Origin of the sequence: Parashewanella spongiae (assembly GCF_004358345.1) — a bacterium.
Classification (GTDB): domain Bacteria; phylum Pseudomonadota; class Gammaproteobacteria; order Enterobacterales; family Shewanellaceae; genus Parashewanella; species Parashewanella spongiae.
This window is the reverse complement of the sequence record NZ_CP037952.1, coordinates 3,542,610-3,562,418: the sequence shown is the minus strand read 5'-3', so window position 1 is coordinate 3,562,418 and position 19,809 is coordinate 3,542,610. Positions and strand designations below refer to the sequence as shown.

At 39.9% G+C, this 19,809-nt stretch carries 16 protein-coding genes and 4 pseudogenes; 17 read left to right on the top strand and 3 right to left on the bottom strand.

Features of this window, described 5'->3' with window-relative positions; genetic code table 11:
* Positions 1-100 precede the first annotated feature (100 nt).
* A complete protein-coding gene (locus E2I05_RS14010) occupies positions 101-472 on the bottom strand; it encodes an Arm DNA-binding domain-containing protein (RefSeq protein ID WP_121855239.1) in 372 nt (123 codons plus the stop codon).
* Positions 473-959: 487 nt separating this feature from the next.
* Here E2I05_RS14010 and E2I05_RS14005 point away from each other — a divergent pair.
* Positions 960-2,240: pseudogene (locus tag E2I05_RS14005) on the top strand (transposase).
* Between the two features lie 237 nt (positions 2,241-2,477).
* On the opposite strand, the gene E2I05_RS14000 reads toward E2I05_RS14005, so the two are convergent.
* Positions 2,478-2,840: a zeta toxin family protein gene (locus E2I05_RS14000; RefSeq protein ID WP_243641154.1), complete on the bottom strand. Its 363-nt coding sequence runs from the start codon at positions 2,838-2,840 to the stop codon at positions 2,478-2,480.
* A gap of 180 nt (positions 2,841-3,020) precedes the next feature.
* Here E2I05_RS14000 and E2I05_RS13995 point away from each other — a divergent pair, with 180 nt between their 5' ends.
* From E2I05_RS13995 to E2I05_RS13925, 15 genes and pseudogenes are all read left to right on the top strand, one after another.
* A complete protein-coding gene (locus tag E2I05_RS13995) occupies positions 3,021-4,532 on the top strand; it encodes a Fic family protein (protein ID WP_121855021.1) in 1,512 nt (503 codons plus the stop codon).
* A 37-nt stretch (positions 4,533-4,569) separates the two neighbouring features.
* Positions 4,570-4,722 (top strand): annotated as a pseudogene (locus tag E2I05_RS13990) (RHS repeat-associated core domain-containing protein); the annotation flags it as partial.
* A gap of 312 nt (positions 4,723-5,034) precedes the next feature.
* On the top strand, positions 5,035-5,307 hold the full coding sequence (locus E2I05_RS13985; protein WP_121855019.1) for a type II toxin-antitoxin system TacA family antitoxin: 273 nt from the start codon (positions 5,035-5,037) through the stop codon (positions 5,305-5,307).
* On the top strand, positions 5,304-5,798 hold the full coding sequence (locus E2I05_RS13980) for a GNAT family N-acetyltransferase (protein ID WP_121855018.1): 495 nt from the start codon (positions 5,304-5,306) through the stop codon (positions 5,796-5,798). Before E2I05_RS13985 ends, E2I05_RS13980 begins: the two co-directional genes overlap by 4 nt.
* Positions 5,799-6,415: 617 nt before the next feature.
* Entirely contained in the window at positions 6,416-7,078 is a 663-nt protein-coding gene (locus E2I05_RS13975) for a hypothetical protein (RefSeq protein ID WP_121855024.1), read from the top strand.
* Positions 7,065-7,874, top strand: coding sequence for a DUF3307 domain-containing protein (locus E2I05_RS13970; protein ID WP_244935390.1), 810 nt, complete (start codon positions 7,065-7,067; stop codon positions 7,872-7,874). The genes E2I05_RS13975 and E2I05_RS13970 overlap by 14 nt, the downstream gene beginning before the upstream one ends.
* 555 nt (positions 7,875-8,429) lie before the next feature.
* Entirely contained in the window at positions 8,430-8,861 is a 432-nt protein-coding gene (locus tag E2I05_RS13965) for a bifunctional diaminohydroxyphosphoribosylaminopyrimidine deaminase/5-amino-6-(5-phosphoribosylamino)uracil reductase RibD (protein ID WP_121855016.1), read from the top strand.
* A 354-nt stretch (positions 8,862-9,215) separates the two neighbouring features.
* Positions 9,216-9,746: a mobile mystery protein A gene (locus E2I05_RS13960; RefSeq protein WP_244935389.1), complete on the top strand. Its 531-nt coding sequence runs from the start codon at positions 9,216-9,218 to the stop codon at positions 9,744-9,746.
* The gene (locus E2I05_RS13955; RefSeq protein WP_121855015.1) at positions 9,743-10,345 is read left to right on the top strand and encodes a mobile mystery protein B; all 603 of its coding nucleotides are present in this window, start codon (positions 9,743-9,745) and stop codon (positions 10,343-10,345) included. The genes E2I05_RS13960 and E2I05_RS13955 overlap by 4 nt, the downstream gene beginning before the upstream one ends.
* A gap of 298 nt (positions 10,346-10,643) precedes the next feature.
* Positions 10,644-11,792 (top strand): ISKra4 family transposase, encoded by a 1,149-nt coding sequence (locus E2I05_RS13950; protein WP_133309703.1) that lies wholly within the window; start codon positions 10,644-10,646, stop codon positions 11,790-11,792.
* A 193-nt stretch (positions 11,793-11,985) separates the two neighbouring features.
* Positions 11,986-15,744 carry a pentatricopeptide repeat-containing protein gene (locus tag E2I05_RS13945; protein WP_133309702.1) on the top strand — a complete coding sequence of 1,253 codons (3,759 nt, stop codon included), beginning with the start codon at positions 11,986-11,988 and terminating at the stop codon, positions 15,742-15,744.
* Positions 15,745-15,957: 213 nt separating this feature from the next.
* The gene (locus tag E2I05_RS13940) at positions 15,958-16,350 is read left to right on the top strand and encodes a helix-turn-helix domain-containing protein (RefSeq protein WP_133309701.1); all 393 of its coding nucleotides are present in this window, start codon (positions 15,958-15,960) and stop codon (positions 16,348-16,350) included.
* A 16-nt stretch (positions 16,351-16,366) separates the two neighbouring features.
* A complete protein-coding gene (locus E2I05_RS13935) occupies positions 16,367-16,804 on the top strand; it encodes a transposase (RefSeq protein ID WP_133309700.1) in 438 nt (145 codons plus the stop codon).
* 150 nt (positions 16,805-16,954) lie between these two features.
* A complete protein-coding gene (locus E2I05_RS13930; RefSeq protein WP_133309699.1) occupies positions 16,955-18,091 on the top strand; it encodes an IS4 family transposase in 1,137 nt (378 codons plus the stop codon).
* Complete coding sequence (locus E2I05_RS13925; protein WP_133309406.1) at positions 18,049-18,234, top strand: hypothetical protein; 186 nt, start codon at positions 18,049-18,051, stop codon at positions 18,232-18,234. The genes E2I05_RS13930 and E2I05_RS13925 overlap by 43 nt, the downstream gene beginning before the upstream one ends.
* 27 nt (positions 18,235-18,261) lie before the next feature.
* Here E2I05_RS13925 and E2I05_RS13920 read toward each other — a convergent pair.
* Positions 18,262-18,354 (bottom strand): annotated as a pseudogene (locus E2I05_RS13920) (Fic family protein); the annotation flags it as partial.
* A gap of 369 nt (positions 18,355-18,723) precedes the next feature.
* Here E2I05_RS13920 and E2I05_RS13915 point away from each other — a divergent pair.
* Positions 18,724-19,788, top strand: a pseudogene (locus E2I05_RS13915) (IS701 family transposase).
* Positions 19,789-19,809 lie beyond the last annotated feature (21 nt).

The following is a 19,809-nucleotide window of genomic DNA, read 5'->3' as shown; positions in this document are numbered from 1 at the left end:
CGAACGCAGGAGTCCAGAGACTTTGGTTAATTTGGGCACAAGTCGCTGGATACCTGCGTTCGCAGGTATGACAAATTAAGCGTTGAAATTTAAATTGGTATTATTTGAACTGCGACATCCCTAAGTATTTGTCCAAGTTGTTTCTCACCGCTTGCTGATAAGAGTTCTTCCACTTGGCTTGTTGACGTAAAAACCACTGCTCTGAAAATTGGTCAAAAAAGGGATATTGATGATCGGGATACTTTTCTCTTTGCAATTGTTCGAATACAGAGGCTTTCTTACTCTTAGGGAAATGAGCACGATATTGAAAACGACCAAGATCAATTTCAGCATTGATGGTTTTCAAGATGGCTTTGGCTTTTGAGATATTCTGTGGCGTCGCCAGCATTTTCGTACCTTCACGAAAACGCTGACCGTACAGGTGTAAATCGAACTGAATGCGCCCATTAGGACGTATGCGAATATGGGCCATCGTGGCCTCCATTGATATTAGATCTTAAATAGATCTATCCCTTACCAATGGAATTCGTTAGAATTTACTCATCGGCTGGGTTGGGTTAATAGTCTGCGCAGCCGGTACGGGGTAGGGTGGTTGCCGCCACTCTACCCCAACTGCTTCTCTTCATCATCAAGACGGCTCACAATGCATATCGTAAGACCGTCGACTTAACTCTTTATAGAACCGTAATTACAATAACCACTGTTATTATATACAGCTACAGCAGTATATTAAACAAATCAATTTAAGCCAAATTAATTTTATTTTTTGTGGGTATTATAGTTTTGGGCTTAATTAAGATAGTTGGATTTGATATCCATCATTTTTTACCACCTTACAGCATTAGTATCTACACAGCACGGTCAATATTTAACCACTTGAGCAATGATCATTATTTTTAAGGAACTGATCTAATGATCTGTGATCACAGAATCAAATTTTGCCAATAAAAACAAATTCTATGGACTTGTTCGCTGAAAATAATTTATCTTGCCTACTAGAATCTCGCCTTAAAGAAAGATACCAAATTTTGATTAAAGAGCATCTTAATGTCGCGCCTAAACTTGCTCAAGGCGTAAAAGCATTGTCTCATCATGAAAGTGCATGGTCTAACACTCAAGGCGCTTGGCGATTTTTCTCAAATGATAATGTCACTTTTCCAGCACTTAGTTTGCCTTTGCTTCAATCAGCAAGACAAGAATTAGCATCAAGTCATTCATCGTATGGATTAGTCGCTCATGATTGGTGCAGGAACAACTATCTAAAGCACGACAGCAAATTAGATAAAACCCAGATGTCTCACGAAAAAGATGTAGGATATGAATTATTTGCCTCACTATTGCTAGACTCAGATACTGGCCAACCGATTGCACCACTGGGTTTAGATTTAAAAACCGAAAAAGGCACTTACCGCTGCCGAGATTTTGAATATCAAAAAACTCAACCCCACCTTGAGCAACTTGTAGAACGTATTGAATGGCAAGATAATTTACCATTAGATAAAACACTTGTTCATATTGTTGATAGAGAAGCTGATTCAGCGCAACACCTACGACAGCTAATGGGCACTCAGTGGTTAACGAGAGGGAAGAAAAATTCGACTGTTTAATACGGTGAAGAATTCATTTCACTAGAAAAACTAGCCAACAGAATCGATAGCGATGTACATGGTATTGTCGATTTCAAAGGCAAAGATGCCTATTTATTTGTCGGTGAAGCAGAAGTTATTTTACAGAGAAAATCAGAGGGAGAAGTTAAAAATGCACCTACCGTTCGATTTGTAGTTAGTACCTTATGTAACGATAAAGGCGAACAACTCGCTCAATGGCTATTACTCTCGAATGTAAAAGAAGTCAGCGCGCTTACATTAGGAAATTGGTATTACTGGCGTTGGTCAATTGAGTCTTGGTTCAAGGTACTGAAAGGTCATGGATTTCAACTTGAACACTGGCAACAAGAAACAGCAGACAGAATTTTTAGAAGATTAATAGTCAGTTCAATGGCTTGCGTTTTAGTTTGGAAACTTTACAACGATGAGTCGTCTGGTGCTAAAGAACTAAAAACGTTTATGATAAAGCTCAGTGGTCGACTGACGAAACGAAGTAAGCCCGTTACCCATCCAGCATTATTAGCAGGCTTGTGGGTATTTTTACAGCTCATGGAAATGCTCAATAATTATTCAACAGAAGAAATTGAAATGTACAGAGAATTAGCCAGTTCGTTTTTTGGTCAGCCTGTGTAGATACGAATGCCTTACAGCCATAATGCCTCACCAATGTAAAGTATGAATATCATCCTAAAATCATCAGTTGAACGCTGAGTATATGAGTAACTGTTTGAGCAATATGATGGTTTTATCATCATGGCTTTCACCCAATGAGTGAAGTGCTCTACGCTCACAAGCTTGCTAAAATGACTGCTATCTGCGTTGTAACTTTTGCAAGTAGAATAACTACTTGCTGCAAGCTACGCCTTACTATCAGCTATTTTTTCTACGCTTGAGAACGCAGTTAACTGATGTTTCTAGGATCATAAGTCTAACAGCCTTTCCAAATCGCTGTGACTGTGTATTTTTATTGGTATGCTGCTCCATATCTGCGATGTTATCTCTGTATTCTTTAGGGCTATCGTCCGTGTTCTTTAACAACAAATCTACCTTAACGGCGTCACCGTATTTCGTTTTAACTTGGCGTATTACTGATTGCGCACCTAAGAATTGCTCAATAAAGGTTTCTGGCTGAATTCTTCTATCTTCTACTTTTTCTCTAGCCTGAACAAATTTCCAAGCTAACGATGGCTCCTGAAACACAAAAATAATGAGTACAATGCGCTCACGTTTCAAGATAATGGATTCTGCATAATGATAGATATTTAATGGCTTTAAGTAAGCATAGGTAAAGATTATAGTGCTGTAAATAATATCAGTTTTACATTAAAAGCTAATCGAATTTTGCATTAAAAGCTAAATTTAGATTACACTAAAAGCTAATGATTAAATTCGCTAAAAGCTAACGGTGTTAACATGAATCAAGTATCAGAAAAGCTTGCACATTCGCTAGAGCAATTAAAGCTATTACAAGGTAGTGGGATTATTGCAGTGCAATCAAAAATGCTTGAGCGCACCGATAGAGAGCGCTTAATTAAACATGGCTTCATCAAAGAAGTAATGCGAGGTTGGTATATTCCTTCAAGCCCTGATAAACAACAAGGTGATAGTACCGCATGGTATACGTCATTTTGGGGTTTTTGTAGTGCATATCTTGATGAGCGCCTTGAGCAGAACTGGTGTTTATCACCAGAGCAATCCATTCAAATTCACATTGGTGATAAAACTGTTCCTTCTCAGCTATTAGTTCGTTCGCCTAAAGGGCGCAATAAGCCAACGGCTTTACTTCACAATACTTCGGTATTTGATATCCGCTCTGCGATGCCAGAGCAAGCACAATTAACCGTCGTTGATGGTTTGAGAGTGTATAGCTTGGCTGCAAGTTTAGTGCATTGTGCTAAAGCTACCTTTGCCCAAAAGCCCATTAAAATGAGAACACTACTTTCAATGGTGACAGATGCCTCAGAGGTGTTAAGTGTCCTACTTGATGGTGGCTATGTGGCCAGTGCTGGTCGTTTAGCTGGAGCATTTCGTAATATTGGCCGAGACTTGATAGCTGATAATATTCTCAAGGGTATGGATGCCGCTGACTATAAGGTGAAAGAAGTTGACCCGTTTGAAGATAAAACACCGATAACCTTTGGTCGCCGTGAGGTTTCACCCTACGTAAATCGATTGCGTTTACTATGGCAAAGCATGCGAGCAGATGTGATTGCCCATTTTCCTGATGCACCGGATGCAAAAACCAATGTTCAGGGCTACTTAGCTGAGGTCGAAGACAAGTTTGTTACTGATGCTTACCATTCGTTATCCATTGAAGGTTATCGAGTAACGCATGAGCTAATTGAACATGTACGTTCGGGCAACTGGAATCCTGAACAGTCTGATGGCAGTAGAAAGCATTTAGATGCAATGGCCGCAAAAGGTTATTGGGATGCCTTTCAGCAAGTAAAGCTAGCTGTTGAGCAGGTCTTAGAAGGTGCAAATCCTGGTGAAGTGTTCGAAGCAGTTCATGCTGATTGGTATTTAGCTTTATTCGGCCCAAGTGTTGTTGCTGGCATTATCAAACAATCTGATTTAGCAGGTTATCGAACAGACCCTGTTTATATTCAAAAATCAAGGCATACCCCACCAACCAAAGCAGCTGTTAGGGAGTTGATGCCTGCACTATTCGACTTATTAATGGAAGAGGAACACCCAGCAGTTAGAGTGGTATTAGGTCATTTTATCTTCGTTTATATTCACCCTTATTTTGATGGCAATGGTCGTATGGGACGATTCATTATGAACTTGATGATGGCCGCAGGTGGTTATTCGTGGACGGTTGTGCCCGTAGAGCGAAGATATGAGTATATGCAGGCACTGGAAGCTGCCAGTGTAGAGCAAAATATTACCCCTTTTACAAAGTTCATCGCTTCGTTATTATAGGTTTTTAGCTGTTTTTGTAGCGTAAATTCTAAGCGCCCACATGAACGGTCGGGTGTTCGATTACAACATTGGGCGTTTCTTGTCAGTTGATCCTGTAATTCAAGCACCTACATCGACGCAGCCTATTAATCCATACTCATATATTATGAATAACCCGCTCGCTGGAAGTGATCCAATTGGGTACTGTGCTTCAACCTAAACGCTCATGACATCTATGCCTATCATGAACGTTTAGGATGAAAGCATGGCAAGATCGGTCAAGCATGATCTTGCGATCGTAACTAACTGTTACAGTTTCGGTGTTTTGCCACGGGTTATTGAGAAGTTACGAATTGTTTCGTTAAGCCTCATCTTTCAAAATCGTATTCATGTTCTTTTTTTAGCTGCTAAGAAAAACCTTAGTTGCCAGATTCGTGTGCCAGATTGTCACAAGTGTTGTTATTTTTAACTTCGACGCTTATACTATTAGTGTGTCATATTGGCACATTGTAGGAGGATGGATATGCCAACAACATTACCTCGTATCACCGCCAGAGTGGATATTGATACACAAGATTTACTAGCCAAGGCCGCAGCGATAGCGGGTATGTCCAGTATTAATTCATTTGTGTTAAATGCGGCCATTGAAAGAGCCAAACAAGTGATTGAACGTGAACAATCGCTTAAGCTCAGTCAAGCCGATGCTATGCAGTTGATGGAAGCGTTAGACCGTCCAGCGCAGGTACGCACCAAGTTGCAAACCGCAGCCCAGTGCTATCATGGGAAAACACAATGAATGTGGTCTTGCTCGATAAAGCAAAACACGATCGTAAGCGCTTTAATTGCGGCGTAGAAGTGTTAAACAACTATGTAAAAGTGATGGCAAGTCAACAAGCCAAAAAGGACAACAGCAGAACTTTTGTGCTTGAAGATGAGCTGGAGCCATCACACATCATCGGCTTTTACACGCTAACCATGACCCCGATAGACCTAAAAGCCTTACCTGACAAACTCCAAAAGAAACACCAACCTTCAACGTCAGGCGGGTTAATCGCACGTCTTTCAGTCGATCAACGTTACAAAGGCAAAGGGTTTGGTGAATGGTTGCTGATCGACGCCTTGCGAAAACTGTTATCAGCTAGTGATAGCGTAGTCTTTCCTTTTGTGATAGTTAATGCCAAAGACGGTGCCAAGCAATTTTATGAACGCTATGGGTTCGCTGCCTTTAAGGATGCTGGAAATAAGCTGTTTATCACTATTTCTGACGTCAGAAAAAGCATGGGCTAAAGCCCGTTTTGCTCTTTATTTTGCTGGGTAACATTATACGCCTTAGCGGAGGCTTGAGCCGGATGCAGTGAAAGTTGCAGGCTTGGGTCCTGAGGAGAGTGGCACTTGGCAACAGGTGTCGCTTATCCGACCTTTCCTTATTAGCAACTTAACTTGTGCGTATTAGGGGCTGTTTATCTTTCGTGATTATTTTTGCAGCGATAAATTGGTCGTTTTATACGAGACAGAGCTTGTGCGGTTTGGTATTCCAAATAAGCAAGCGATAACGCAGTACCTTTTATTTAGAAAGAGCGACCAATTTACGCTCTCTCTTTTTTCGATGCTTTTGAGCGTTCACTGTTCTGTGTTGTAACCCGTTTACTTAGATGACTAAGCTTCACTGCTTACGCCTTGAACAGATAAACGCTCAAATAGCACAAAATTTAATCCTGAAAGATAAACAGCCCCTAGATAAAGTTATGCCCAAAACCGTATTTCGTTCAGTATGACACTCTAATTAGTCAAAAGTGGCCAATTTCTAATTATTAGCCAAAAGTGGCTAAATTTGAATTATTAGCCAAAAGTGGCTAAATTTGAATTATTAGCCAAAAGTGGCCACTAAAATGTGGAGTTTAATTGTGGAATCAATCACCAAGCCTATCGCTGTTATCATTGCTGATATAGTAGATTCAACGGATTTAACTACTGAGCAGTTTGATACCTACCTTATAAAAGTGAAAGCAATACAAAAATGGATATCAGAACAGTCTCCATCATGCATACATAACATTAAACGAGGCGATGAATTTCAATCCGTTATATATGATGTTCATAACGCGCTTAAGTATACCTTGATGTATCGTTTGGCCATAAAGTCCCTTGGTAAAGAATTTGATTGTAGGATCAGCTTTGCTATTGCTTCAAATGCGGATATACGTGAGTCACTCCCTGAATCAATGGGAGAAGCATTTATTTTATCTGGGCGTGGATTGAACACGTTGAAGAATGACAAAATGACATTTACTTCTGATTGCCAGGTACTTGTTGAGATTTTCAAATTGCTGGTTAAATATCTCGACAGACAAATTACAGAGTTAACCTCTCGCCAATGTGAAGTCATGTTGCTCATGCTTCAAAGTACAGATATATCGCTAAAGCAATTAGCGGCTAATCTGCAAACTGCCCCATCAACGATAAGTAAATCCCTTAAAGCGTCTGGTTGGCATTTGGTTCACGAACTAATTCAGCAGTTTGAAATTAAAGTGTTAGCAACCAATTTAGAAGGACATGGAAATGCTTAATTTCTTTAATGCGTTAATTCCACTCTTAGTAATACATGTGATTTGTGACTTTTATCTGCAACCTAAAAGCTGGGTAGATGCTAAAAGGGAATCAACATACTGCGCAATTGAGCTTTATTTCCACTCAGTGTTGCACGGAGTAGCTTTAATTATTCCCGCATTTATACTCGGTCTCGGTGTTCATTCTACTGTTTGCTTGGTTGCAATCGTGATGGTCACACATTATTTGTTTGATTTAGGGAAGGCTATGTTACCCAACGGAGAAAAATTGGGTTATTTTATCCTTGATCAATGCCTTCACGTTTTGGTGCTTGTGTTTATTGCTTACCATATGTCAACCAATCTAACCCTAGATGCACTATTGAATCATAAGCATTTTTTTGATGTTATTTTTATATCTCTTGGATATTTAATTGCTCTCAAACCAACATCAATCATTATTGCTAGCGTATTAAAGCGTTTCCCCCTTAGTTCATCAGGACAAGGTGAAGGTGTCGCTGCTTCTGAGACAGATTCTGATGCTGTTTCTAGTGCTGAAGTTGGTGGCATTGCAGCTGGTGGTGAGTTAATCGGTTATCTTGAGCGTGTGTTAATTTTAACTTTTACCATTGCTGGGAGTTATGCTGCTATTGGGTTTATTTTTGCAGCAAAATCAATCTTCCGATTCGGAGAGCTCAATAAGTCAGAAGATCGCAGTATGACTGAATATGTATTAATTGGTTCCCTTTTGTCTGTAGTAATAACGACCGTGATAGGCACATTAGTATCGTTAGGCTTGGGTATTAAAATCAAATAACATTTTAAACATAGCTCAAATCGAAGGGTCTGAGTCATGTTTGTTCATGAAAGCGTATGACCATAATTAAGTTTGAAACTTTTCATTTTTTGCTTGTTTGTACCGTTCATTACCTGGATAAACCAATTCGTTTTTGTCCAAAGTCGAGCTGCTTGCTGTCAGCTCGAAAATGCTCTTTTCCTTGCTAGTTTAGTTCGTTAACTCATCTTTTTTACACCACTTTTGCCATAGGTTTGTTAGGGGCTGTTTATCTTTCAGGATTAAATTTTGTGCTATTTGAGCGTTTATCTGTTCAAGGCGTAAGCCGTGAAGCTTAGTCATCTAAGTAAACGGGTTACAACACAGAATAGTGAACGCTCAAAAGCATCGAAAAAAGAGAGAGCGTAAATTGGTCGCTCTTTCTAAATAAAAGGTACTGCGTTATCGCTTGCTTATTTGGAATACCAAACCGCACAAGCTCTGTCTTGTATAAAACGACCAATTTATCGCTGTAAAAATAATCACGAATGATAAACAGCCCCTAATGTATGATAAAAGTTTAAAAAGATATTTTAGATGGATCTAGACAAGTTATTTATGCTTAAGGCATTACAGATATCTCAGGCTGCTTTGCCTGAATGCCAACCAAGTCCTTCAGTAAGTTGTGTTCTCGTTCTAGGCGGGCAAGTCATTGCTGAAGGATGCACACAAAAAATTGGTGGCAATCATGCTGAGATTGAAGCTATTAGTGCTTATGATGGCCTTATGGATGAAGTGACTGCATATGTCACTCTTGAGCCATGTTCATTTGTTGGAAGAACTCCTGCATGTTCTTCTGTAATCATTAAATCAGGAATAAAGAGAGTTGTAGTTGCTCTTCTAGATCCTGATGAAAGGAACAATGGAAATGGTATTTATGCTCTAGAGAAAGAGGGCATAAAAGTTGATATTGGTGTCGCTTCAAGAGAAGTTAGTGAATTTTTGTATCCTTATCTTGGAAGATCATGATTATCCTCACATCAAGTTCGAATCAGAACGGTGGTTTATCACACGATTTTGCCCCCATTGCCTTGTGCTAGCGACTCACATCACCTAGCTGTTAAACACAAAAAGGAAGCAATGAAGTGTTATTTTGTATCTTCTTTTAGGTGCGTTAATTAATTGTTGTATCTTTAACTACATACTAAAGTAAAACTAGTATATTAATTGACATACAACTACTATTGATCTGTAATTAAAATATAGTACAGTAAAGGTAGATTTGTATTCATATTTAGATACAGTTAAGGTTATTTGTCATCTCAATTAAATACATAAAATTAGAAGCTGTATCTGACTTCTAGTACACTTAATTCATAAACAATGAAAAACGAGATCACTATGTACTCTTTTCAAAGCAATCCGAACAAGCAACAACCCGTTAAGAAAACGGTTTTAAGGCAGTACAGAGAACTGGTTGATGCAGTTAAGGGAACGCTATTTCCCTTAACACCTAAAGAGGGCTGGATTAGGACAGTAAGAAAAGCTCTTGATATGTCAGGCGCCCAGCTAGGAGATAGAGCTGGCTTGACACGAAATAGAGTTTCAGTCCTTGAAAGGCGCGAGGTTGATGGCGACATAACTCTAAATCAGTTAAAGCAACTAGCTGAAGCTCTAGACTGTGATTTCTCATACACTCTAAAGCCTAAAAAGACTATATCTGACATAATGCAAGAACGTGCGCTTAAGGTTGCGAAAGTTGAGGTAAAGAAAGCATCTAAAAATATGTTTCTAGAGGCGCAATCAATTAGCAAAGAGAAAGAAAATATCTTAATAAGTGAACTAGCCGAAGAAATTATGCGTGCCGGTGGGCGTAAGCTATGGGGTAAAAATAAGGAAGGCAAGGTATTTTGATCATTGATGAGCTAGAAGGGGCTACACCGCTTGATCCTGATGATATGGAAGGGTTGAAACACCCACACGTAACAACAAGAGAACAACTTAACGAACTTGAACAATCCAATATACTAGCAGGCCAGCAATGGGTTAGTGGTATCTCTGGCCTAACGCTGGATTCTATTTTCTCAGCTGAATTTGTTCTGGCTCTCCATCAAAACCTATTTGGTGATGTTTGGATCTGGGCCGGGGCCATTCGAAACAAAGAGCTAAGCATAGGCTGTGATCCCTTCCAAATCAGGCCCAAGCTCGACAACTTTTTAGAAGATGCTAAGTGCTGGGTAGAGTTCAAACACTTCTCAAATCTAGAGCTCAGTGCTCGCATACAGCACAAGCTTGTTGAGATTCATCCTTTCCAAAATGGTAATGGCAGGCACTCGCGTATATTTACCGATGTAGTTCGCATAGTTCTACTAGAAGAGCCACAAATTAACTGGGCAGAAGGCAATCTAGAGAAAGTGAGCGAAGAGCGCAAAGCTTATATCTCTTGCCTCAAGAAAGCAGACAAAGGTGATTTTACTGCGTTCGTTAAATATCTAGAGAACCTTGGTAACTAACTTAAACAACAGTAGTGGATATTGTTGTTCTGACCACTTGATATATCAAGGTGTTGGCTAACTATACCAATTACAGTAATCAAATTGGGTGTAGATCTTTTAGATCGACGAAAAGCATGAAAAGATCATTCATTATCAATTGGATGGGTTTAATAAATGGTGCGAAAGGAGCAATTTTATAGTACTTATCAGTTTCCACACACAACAAGTATATAAAAAGGCTCCTTTCATGAAACTAGCATACTCAAACTCACTCGAATTTTCATTCTTTTCTGAAGCAAAATTGTAATTTGAACGTATTATTTCGCACCTCGAAGACGAGCAAGTTAAGCAAGAGAGCCATGGAGAAGTTGAAGCTTATATCGATACCGAAGGAACTGAGTTGTTGCGGTGTTTATTACAGGGTTTCTTAGATATCAAAACCGCTGAAGAGCCCCGTCAGCAAGTTTGTTCCAACCGTGACATTGCATTGAATCATTTGAAAAATAACTGCAAACGAAACTTAGAAAGTTTATTTGGTACCGTAACGATGCATCGAAAAGGTTACAGTCAACGTCGGTGTGATAGCGTGTTTCCAATGGATGGTGAGCTGAATCTTTCGAAAGATAAATACTCTGATGGTGTACGCCTAAGACTCGCTACAGAAGCAGTCAAAGGCTCATATGATGATGCAGTAAGCTCAATAGATACCACCACAGGTGCGCACGTGCCCAAGCGACAAGCAAGGCAAATTGTGCAGGATATTGCACAAGATTTTGATGGTTTTTATCTCCAGCAGAGATACCTTAAGCCAGAAAATACATCTGATTTACTGGTATTGACTATGGATGGAAAAGGCATCGTTATGCAACCTAATAGCTTGAGAGAGGGCACGCAAAAAGCAGCGAAACAACAGAAGCTCAAAGGACGCCTAAGTGCTGGAGAAAAAAAAGACCGCAAACGAATGGCAGAAGTTGCAGCGGTATACACCACCAAGCCTTTGCATCGTACCCCAGAATCAATCATGTCTAGAAACGATAATTCAAATGTTCGTCCATTACGTGTGCCACCAAGAAATAAACGTGTGTGGGCAAGCGTAGAAAGAAGCGCTGCGACTGTGATTGAAGAAGCATTTTTAGAAGCTCTGGAACGAGACCCAACTCAAAGCTGTCAGTGGGTTGTACTCGTTGATGGTCATCCTCATCAGCTAAAACAAATTTATCGGGTGATGAAGAAACTCAACATCAATGCAACGGTGGTCATGGATTTCATCCATGTGCTTGAATATCTCTGGAAAGCGGCGTGGTGCTTATTTGAAAAAGATGATCCAGAAATCGAAGATTGGATAGAAAAGCGAGCGACTGAAATCTTACGAGGTAATGCGTCACAAGTAGCAAAAGGCCTTGGGATCAGTGCAACAAAACGGAAATTAAAACAACGAGAAGGCATTAATAAGTGCATCGGTTAAAACCAATTTACGCTCAATTTCATTATTTTTTTGAGTCTGAGATACAACGATGAGCTATGAAACGGCTCCCCTGTGCGGTGGAAAATTTTTTGTTATACATTTATAGAATGCCTTAAAGCTGAATATTTTTGTATTTATCATTTCAGTGCGTTATTTCTTAGCTTGTTAATTCACTCACTTATTGAGTAATGTGATGGCGACAGTGCGCACTCCTGCTGAGCAACAATCAATATATAAATTCATGCTTACAAGTCTCCAAGAATACCCAAGCGAAGCCGTATTATATCTTAACTTTGAGGTTTCAAAGTTTGATGGTGATGAAAACTTACAACAGTGTTATCAAAGATTAAGCAAAACCAATAGACAAAAGCTGTATGATTTTTTCAACAATAAATCATCGTCGACTCGCTTTAACTCTCGTACACGAGAGACTCATTACTGTATGAAGCCAAGTAATGCTTACCGACATTTTGCAACTGAGCCCCGCTCCATTACTCCAAAACGGAGCACTCAATATACCAAACAAATACAACAACCACCTTCCTCCCCTGAGCCCTTTTTTACTCAGACCAGTGCGCTTATTCACTCTTGGAAACTTAAACAGAAAACCAAAAGTAAACTGGGTATTGAGTTAAATGTATTAATTGGTGGTTGCACTAAACTTTCGCAGCTTATTGAAATCATTCACACCCTAAAAAACGAAAAACAGGCCATGGAAACATCATGGGACATAAGGTTAATCCATAAAATGTTACACAAAGCGGCCGAGTTTTCTGACAGCCGTTCATCTAATTTCGACGGCATTTTTAGTGACATAATACGATTTAAATCGTCCTATGAAGCGAAAACATGCACTCTATTACTGAAACTAATTAAGTTAAATTTAAATTTTTCAGATGGCAAAAGGTTGGTGCTAGGCAATGCAGCTGAAGTCAGCTTAATGCAACAATGGGACATCAAGCCTAATGTTGCCATTTACAATGCTTTTATCACGGTATGTGCTAAAACGGGCCAATTTGATAGTGCTTGGCGACTGGTACATGGTGATAAGCCCTTGATGGCACCTCATTTGCCATTAAAATCCAATCAAATCACCTGCATTAATTTGCTGACGGCCTGCGCTGAAACTGGGCGTTATGCAGAAGCCAAATCATTGGTGTTGAGCGATACAGTTACAGCTAGCTTAATGCAGCAATGGGGCATCAAGCCTAATGTCGCCATTTACAATGCCTTTATCACGGTATGTGCTAAAACTGGCCAGTTTGATAGCGCTTGGCAACTGGTGTGTGGTGATAAACCCATGATGGCACCTCATTTGCCATTAATAGCCAATCAAATCACCTGCACGAATTTGCTGACGGCCTGCGCTGAAAGGGGACGTTATGCAGAAGCCAAATCATTGGTGTTGGCCGATAAAGGTTCAACAAGCTTAATGCAACAATGGGACATCAAGCCTAACGTTGCAATTTACTGTGCCTTTATCACGGTATGCGCTAAAACGAACCAGTTTGATAGTGCTTGGCAACTGGTGTGTGGTGATAAGCCCGTGATGGCACCTCATCTACCGTTAAAGGTAGATTCAATCACCTGCATGAATTTGCTAACGGCCTGCGCTGAAACGGGCCGTCATGCAGAAGCCAAATCATTGGTGTTGGGCGATGTCGATACAGCTACAGCAAGCTTAATACAACAATGGGGTATCGGGCCTGATGTTGCCATTTACAACGCCTTTATCAAGGTATGCGCTAAAACTGGCCAGTTTGATAGTGCTTGGCAACTGGTGTGTGGTGATAAGCCCGTGATAGCACCTTATCTATCACTAAAGGCAGATTCAATCACTTGCATGATTTTGCTGACAGCCTGCGCTGAAACGGGGCATTACGCAGAAGCCAAATCATTGGTGTTGGGCGATACAGCAACAGCCAGCTTAATGCAACAGTGGTGCATCAAGCCTGATACTGCCATTTATAATGCCTTTATCACGGTATGCGCTAAAACGGGCCAGTTTGATAATGCTTGGCAACTGGTGTGTGGTGATAAGCCCGTGATGGCACCTCATCTACCACTAAGGGCAGATTCAATCACCTGCCTGAATTTGCTGACGGCCTGCGCTGAAGCAGGGCGTTATGCCGAAGCCAAATCATTGGTGTTGGGCGATACAGTTAAAGCTACAGCCAGTTTAATGCAGCAGTGGGACATCAAGCCTGATGTTGCCGTTTACAGCGCCTTTATCACGGTATGCGCTAAAACGGGCCAGTTTGATAGTGCTTGGCGACTGGTGTGTGGTGATAATCCCGTGATGGCACCTCATTTACCATTAAAAGCTAATCAAATCACCTGCATGAACCTGCTGAGCACTTGCGCTGTAGTGGAGCGTTTTATAGAAGCTAAATCATTGGTGTTGAGCGATACAGTTACAGCAAGCTTAATGCAGCAATGGGGCATCAAGCCTGATGTCGCCATTTACAATGCCTTTATCACGGTATGTGCTAAAACTGGCCAGTTTGATAGCGCTTGGCAACTGGTGTGTGGTGATAAACCCGTGATGGCACCTCATTTGCCATTAATAGCCAATCAAATCACCTGCACGAATTTGCTGACGGCCTGCGCTGAAACTGGGCGTTATGCAGAAGCCAAATCATTGGTGTTGGGTGATGGCGATACAACTACAGCCAGCTTAATGCAGCAGTGGAACATAAAGCCTGATGTTGCCATTTACAGCGCCTTTATCACGGTATGCGCTAAAACAGGCCAGTTTGATAGTGCTTGGCAACTGGTGTGTGGTGATAAGCCCGTGATGGCTCCTCATTTGCCATTAAAAGCCAATCAAATCACTTGCATGAATTTGCTGACGGCCTGCGCTGAAATGGAGCGTTATGCTGAAGCCAAATCATTGGTGTTGGGCAATACAGATACAGCCTGCTTAATGCAACAATGGGACATCAAGCCTAATGTTGCCATTTACAATGCTTTTATCACGGTATGCGCTAAAACAGGCCAGTTTGAGAATGCTTGGCAACTGGTGTGTGGTGATAAGCCCGTGATGGCTCCTCATTTGCCATTAAAAGCTAATCAAATCACCTGCACTAATTTGCTGACAGCCTGCGCTGAAACGGGGCGTTATGCCGAAGCCAAATCATTGGTGTTGGCCGATGACGATGGCGATACAGCTACACCCAGCTTAATGCAACAATGGGGCATCAAGCCTAACGTTGCCATTTACAATGCCTTTATCACGGTATGCGCTAAAACGGATCAGTTTGATAGAGCTTGGCAACTGGTGTGTGGGGATAAGCCCGTGATGGCACCTCATCTACCACTAAGGGCAGATTCAATCACCTGCCTGAATTTGCTGACGGCCTGCGCTGAAACGGGGCGTTATACAGAAGCCAAAACATTGGTGTTGGGTGATGGCGATACAGTTTCAGCCAGTTTAATGCAGCAATGGGGTATCAAACCTGATATAGCCATTTACAATGCCTTTACTAAAGTATGTATTAAGGCAAAAGAATTTGATATTGGAATATGGTATTTAGAAAAAATTATGAACGAATGTAACATGAGTACTCCTTCACAAATATATGCTCAACTTGCGCCGCTTGAAAAAGATAATTTCGCAAGCATGATTGATAAAGGGATAACACAAGGAATATATAAAAAAAGTGTTGGCTTAATGAATCATTGTATCGATTTGCATATGGATAAAATCTTCGAAGGACATTCAGGCGATGGTACACATATTCGAGGTGTTCCATTAGCTTTCGCAAAACTATTATTTTGTTACCACAAAAAAAACAATGACCCCAAGATAACATCGATCATAACTGGATACCATGGCAATAATACGTTAAAAAATGGAATGATAAGTTTTCTCAAAGATGAATTTGGACTTGAGTTTATCGAGGATGAATTCAACTTAGGAATGATAGTATTGAGCAAGTCTGCCCATTAACTGTAATTGCTCGCATTTATCCGTCATTTTCTGCTCACAATAAATGACTTTATAAAAACGAGCTTGCTCACATTAATTGCTTTTATCAAATTAAGTAGTCGACTAAAAGTTTTTTAAATCACAAAACTATTCAGAAAATTGAAGTTCCTCATAAAATTTTATTTTAAATATTAGTACCCTAAATATAGTTTTATCTCATGTGCGAGAGTTATCATGAAAAGAGTCGTAGCACTTTCAGAATTTGAAATTGAAACATTGAAAGCAGCCGTAGCACATCATTCCAAACATCGTAGTCGAACCAGAGCACACGCATTTCTGTTAAGTAATAAGAAGTTTTCAATTAAACAGATAGCTGACATTTTCGAAGTTTGCGAAATTACAGTATCAAACTGGATTACCGCTTGGTACGAGCAAGGTGTCTCAAGTTTATTTGATGACAAACGTTCAGGTCGACCTAGTATTTACTCTCAAGAGGAAGCTTCACTCTTAAAATCATTTGTTGATGAAGAGCCTCATCAACTTAAAAGAGCGCAGTCTTTAATACAGAATTCAACAGGTAAAGAGTGCAGTCTAGGCACAGTAAAACGGACGATAAAAAAAATTTAACTACAGCCATAAACGCATGAGACATTCATTTAAAAAACAGCGAAATGAAGTCTATTTTGAAAGAGCCTACGATGAATTAGTGAGTTGTGTAGAAATGGAAAAGGAAGGGGTAATAGATCTTTATTATTTTGATGAATCTGGCTTTTCCCAGAAGTCGAACTTACCGTATGGTTGGAGTGAAAAAGGCGTTGCTATTGAATGCACTGCATATCAAAACAGCAAGAAACTAAACGTACTTGGCTTTTTGAGTAGGCAAGGTAAGGTTGTTTACCACGAAGTTGAGTGCACAGTGAATACAGACATCGTTATCGAAGCCTTTGAAAAGTTGGCAAAAGAGCTTTCAAGCAATAAGAAAGCCATTGTTTATATTGATAATGCTCCAACTCACACATCGGAAAAATTCATAAACCATGCTTGGTTATGGGCCAATGGCACTAACTTAAGATTTAGCTGAAGGTTTACTAATTGAACAATAGAGAGTAAATCATACAGATTAAGGTTTTTCTAGTGTCACGCCATGAATACTACAACTCGCCAATTCTTCAATGATGCCCCAGAATTGTTACGTCGCTTTGCTCAAACGGAATAAGATGAACTTTCTTCAATTCTCACTCTGCAAGATTTAGAAGATTTTCAAAAAGATAATACTCAAAGAGTACGCAAGTATCCCGCCTGCCACACACTTTCGCTTTTCATGAAGCAAGTTGCCAGTGAAAACAAATCTTGTCGTTGCACACTAATCAGTGACGCTAGAGATCAAATTGCTATAGGTCGAGAGAAAAACAGCACAATTACAGGTCCCTACTGCAAAGCAAGAAAACGGTTATCTCCAGAGTCAATTAAATCGCTATTGAAGAAATCAGGAAAAAACTTAGATGAAGCGATTCAAGGGAAATACTTATGGCATGGCCGTAGAGTGCTATTAACTGACGGCTCAACACTATCTATGCCTGATACGGACGAGAACCAAGCCCAATTCCCTCAACCTAAATCACAAAAAGAAGGGCTGGGCTTTCCTCAGCTGCGGATTTTAGTGTTAATTTCTTTGGGTAGCGGTGCAGTCATTGACTCGGCTGTTTCACCTTGTAAAGGGAAAGGTACTGGCGAGCAGGCACTATTAAGAAGTATGCAGTCAGACTTGAAACAAGGTGACATTGTGCTGGGAGATGCTAATTTCGAAAACTACTTTGTTCTTGTAGGACTAATGGGGTTAGGCGTTGATGCTGTTTTCGAAAAAAACGGAGCCAGAAATGTCGATTTCAGAACCTGTGAAGAAAAGCTGGGTAAGCGAGATGGTTTATTTAAGCTAATTCGTCCATCCTGTCCAGAATGGATGACCCCAGAGGATTACGCTCAAGTGCCAGAAGAGCTTATCGTCAGAATGGTAGGAACAAAGAAACGTATCATTGTTACCACGCTCACGGATAAAGAAGTCTATCCGAAGCAAGATATTATTGATTTATACGTTTCACGATGGCATATCGAGTTGGATTTTAGGTCAATCAAGACCATGATGAAAATGGATATTTTAAGGTGTGGTAGTCCAGATATGGTGCGTAAGGAAATTGATGTTCATTTGTTAGTTTACAACATGATAAGGGCGCTTATGTGCCGAGCGGCAGAAAAAAAGGAATATCGCCTAGAGAGGCAAGTTTTAAAGCCGCACATGACGCATTACAAGATTTTCAGATATTACTTTTGCAAGCCACCGAAGGGATCATTGACACTTTATTGGATGTGATAGCAGATATTATCGGAGAGCATATCGTTGGCAATCGCCCGGGGAGAAAAGAACCGAGAGCAAAGAAAAGGCGACCGAAACCGACACCAAGGTTACAACATTCAAGAAAACAAGCACGTAGGCTTAAGGTATATCAGAAGTAATTCTTAAGTTAGTGCCATTGCGTCATAACCTAATAGGTAAAGAAGTTCTTCAAAAAAGAACCTTAGTGTCCGGCCATTTCCTTCTCTGAATGGGTGAAGGAGGTTTAGTTCGCAAAATACAATGACACAACAATATCGACAGTTTTTAGGTATTACTGAGAGTCAAACTTCATTGTTTATGAATAGGTAAATGATGAAGGAAATAACCGCGTATACAAAAGTAAGAACGATGCCTGAAAAATGTTCATTCAGAGGTTGAAATTAGGTCATCCTTCAGATTATGGAAGCGTGTTTTTAACCGTCTCCAAGGACGTTTAGCACTCACTTAAAAAACGAACTGTAATGCTTAACTGTCTATTTTTAAATAAAATAGGCTACTCGAGTTACAATTATTTATTTTATATGTATACCCGAGATCTAGGATCATTCATCAGTTATTTTATTTACTCATGTTACGCACCGCCTAAAAATTAGTGGCATAATCAAGCTATGAACGATGAATTACTAGAGCTGTATAGCGATTACGAACTATCTAGCTTTGGACAAGTAACAGCAACAGGGATGTCAGACTTACTAGATGGTGCTTACAGTCATGATCAGGTAACAAGACTCCTTTCTACTAACGAGTTCACCAGTAAAACTCTTTGAGGAATGGTTAAATCCACTGTAAGACAGGTCGAAGAAGATGATGCCGTTCTTATTTTCGATGATACGATTGAAGAAAAGCCTTATACGGACGAAAGCGACTTGATCGCTTACCACTACGACCACACAAAAAATCGAACCGTTAAAGAGATTAACCTTCTTAATTGTCTTTACTACTCCCAAGGTGTATCAATTCCAGTATCTTATAAGTTGATCACTAAGCCAATTCCCTATTGTGATCTGAAAACTAAGAAAGTTCGCAGAATGTCTGAAACAACTAAGAATGAAGATTTTAGAGAGCTTTTAGAAATTAGTTACCAAAACCAACTTAAATTCAAATATGTTCTAGCAGACAGTTGGTTCTGTTCAAATGAAAATATGCTGTTTATCAAACACAAATGCCACAAGGATTTTATCATGGCGTGCAAATCTAATCGTCTTGTTTCTTTGAGTGAAGATGATAAGAAGCATAAGAAATCACAACGGGTTGATACACTTGAGTTTCAAGAAGGGCAGTCTGTCAAAGTTTGGATATCTGGGGTAGATTTTGAGTTACAGTTATCCAAGAAAGTCTTTAAAAACAAAGATGGAAGTACAGGCGAGCTTTACTTGTTATGCAGTGATTTAAGTTGTGATGATGAGTTCATCCAAGCGGTCTATCAAAAACGATGGAACGTTGAACTCTTCCATAAAAACCTGAAGTCAAATGCGGCAATTACCCGTTCTCCAGCACATACAGTTAAAACACAAAGTAATCATCAATTTTTATCAATTTATAGTGCATTTAGGCTTGAAACCTTAGCTTTAAAACTGAAAATGAATAAATTTCAACTGAGGGCGAAACTGTATATAAAAGCATTAAAAACAGCCTTTACAGAACTTCAAACTCTAAAAGCTGTTAGTGCGTAACATGAGTTATTTATTGTATTA

Coding starts and splice junctions, on each gene's coding strand:
- E2I05_RS14010 (WP_121855239.1), bottom strand. CDS start 472: ATGGCCCATATTCGCATACGTCCTAATGGGCGCATTCAGTTCGATTTA.
- E2I05_RS13995 (WP_121855021.1), top strand. CDS start 3,021: ATGAATCAAGTATCAGAAAAGCTTGCACATTCGCTAGAGCAATTAAAG.
- E2I05_RS13985 (WP_121855019.1), top strand. CDS start 5,035: ATGCCAACAACATTACCTCGTATCACCGCCAGAGTGGATATTGATACA.
- E2I05_RS13980 (WP_121855018.1), top strand. CDS start 5,304: ATGAATGTGGTCTTGCTCGATAAAGCAAAACACGATCGTAAGCGCTTT.
- E2I05_RS13970 (WP_244935390.1), top strand. CDS start 7,065: ATGGAAATGCTTAATTTCTTTAATGCGTTAATTCCACTCTTAGTAATA.
- E2I05_RS13965 (WP_121855016.1), top strand. CDS start 8,430: ATGGATCTAGACAAGTTATTTATGCTTAAGGCATTACAGATATCTCAG.
- E2I05_RS13960 (WP_244935389.1), top strand. CDS start 9,216: ATGAAAAACGAGATCACTATGTACTCTTTTCAAAGCAATCCGAACAAG.
- E2I05_RS13945 (WP_133309702.1), top strand. CDS start 11,986: ATGGCGACAGTGCGCACTCCTGCTGAGCAACAATCAATATATAAATTC.
- E2I05_RS13940 (WP_133309701.1), top strand. CDS start 15,958: ATGAAAAGAGTCGTAGCACTTTCAGAATTTGAAATTGAAACATTGAAA.
- E2I05_RS13935 (WP_133309700.1), top strand. CDS start 16,367: ATGAGACATTCATTTAAAAAACAGCGAAATGAAGTCTATTTTGAAAGA.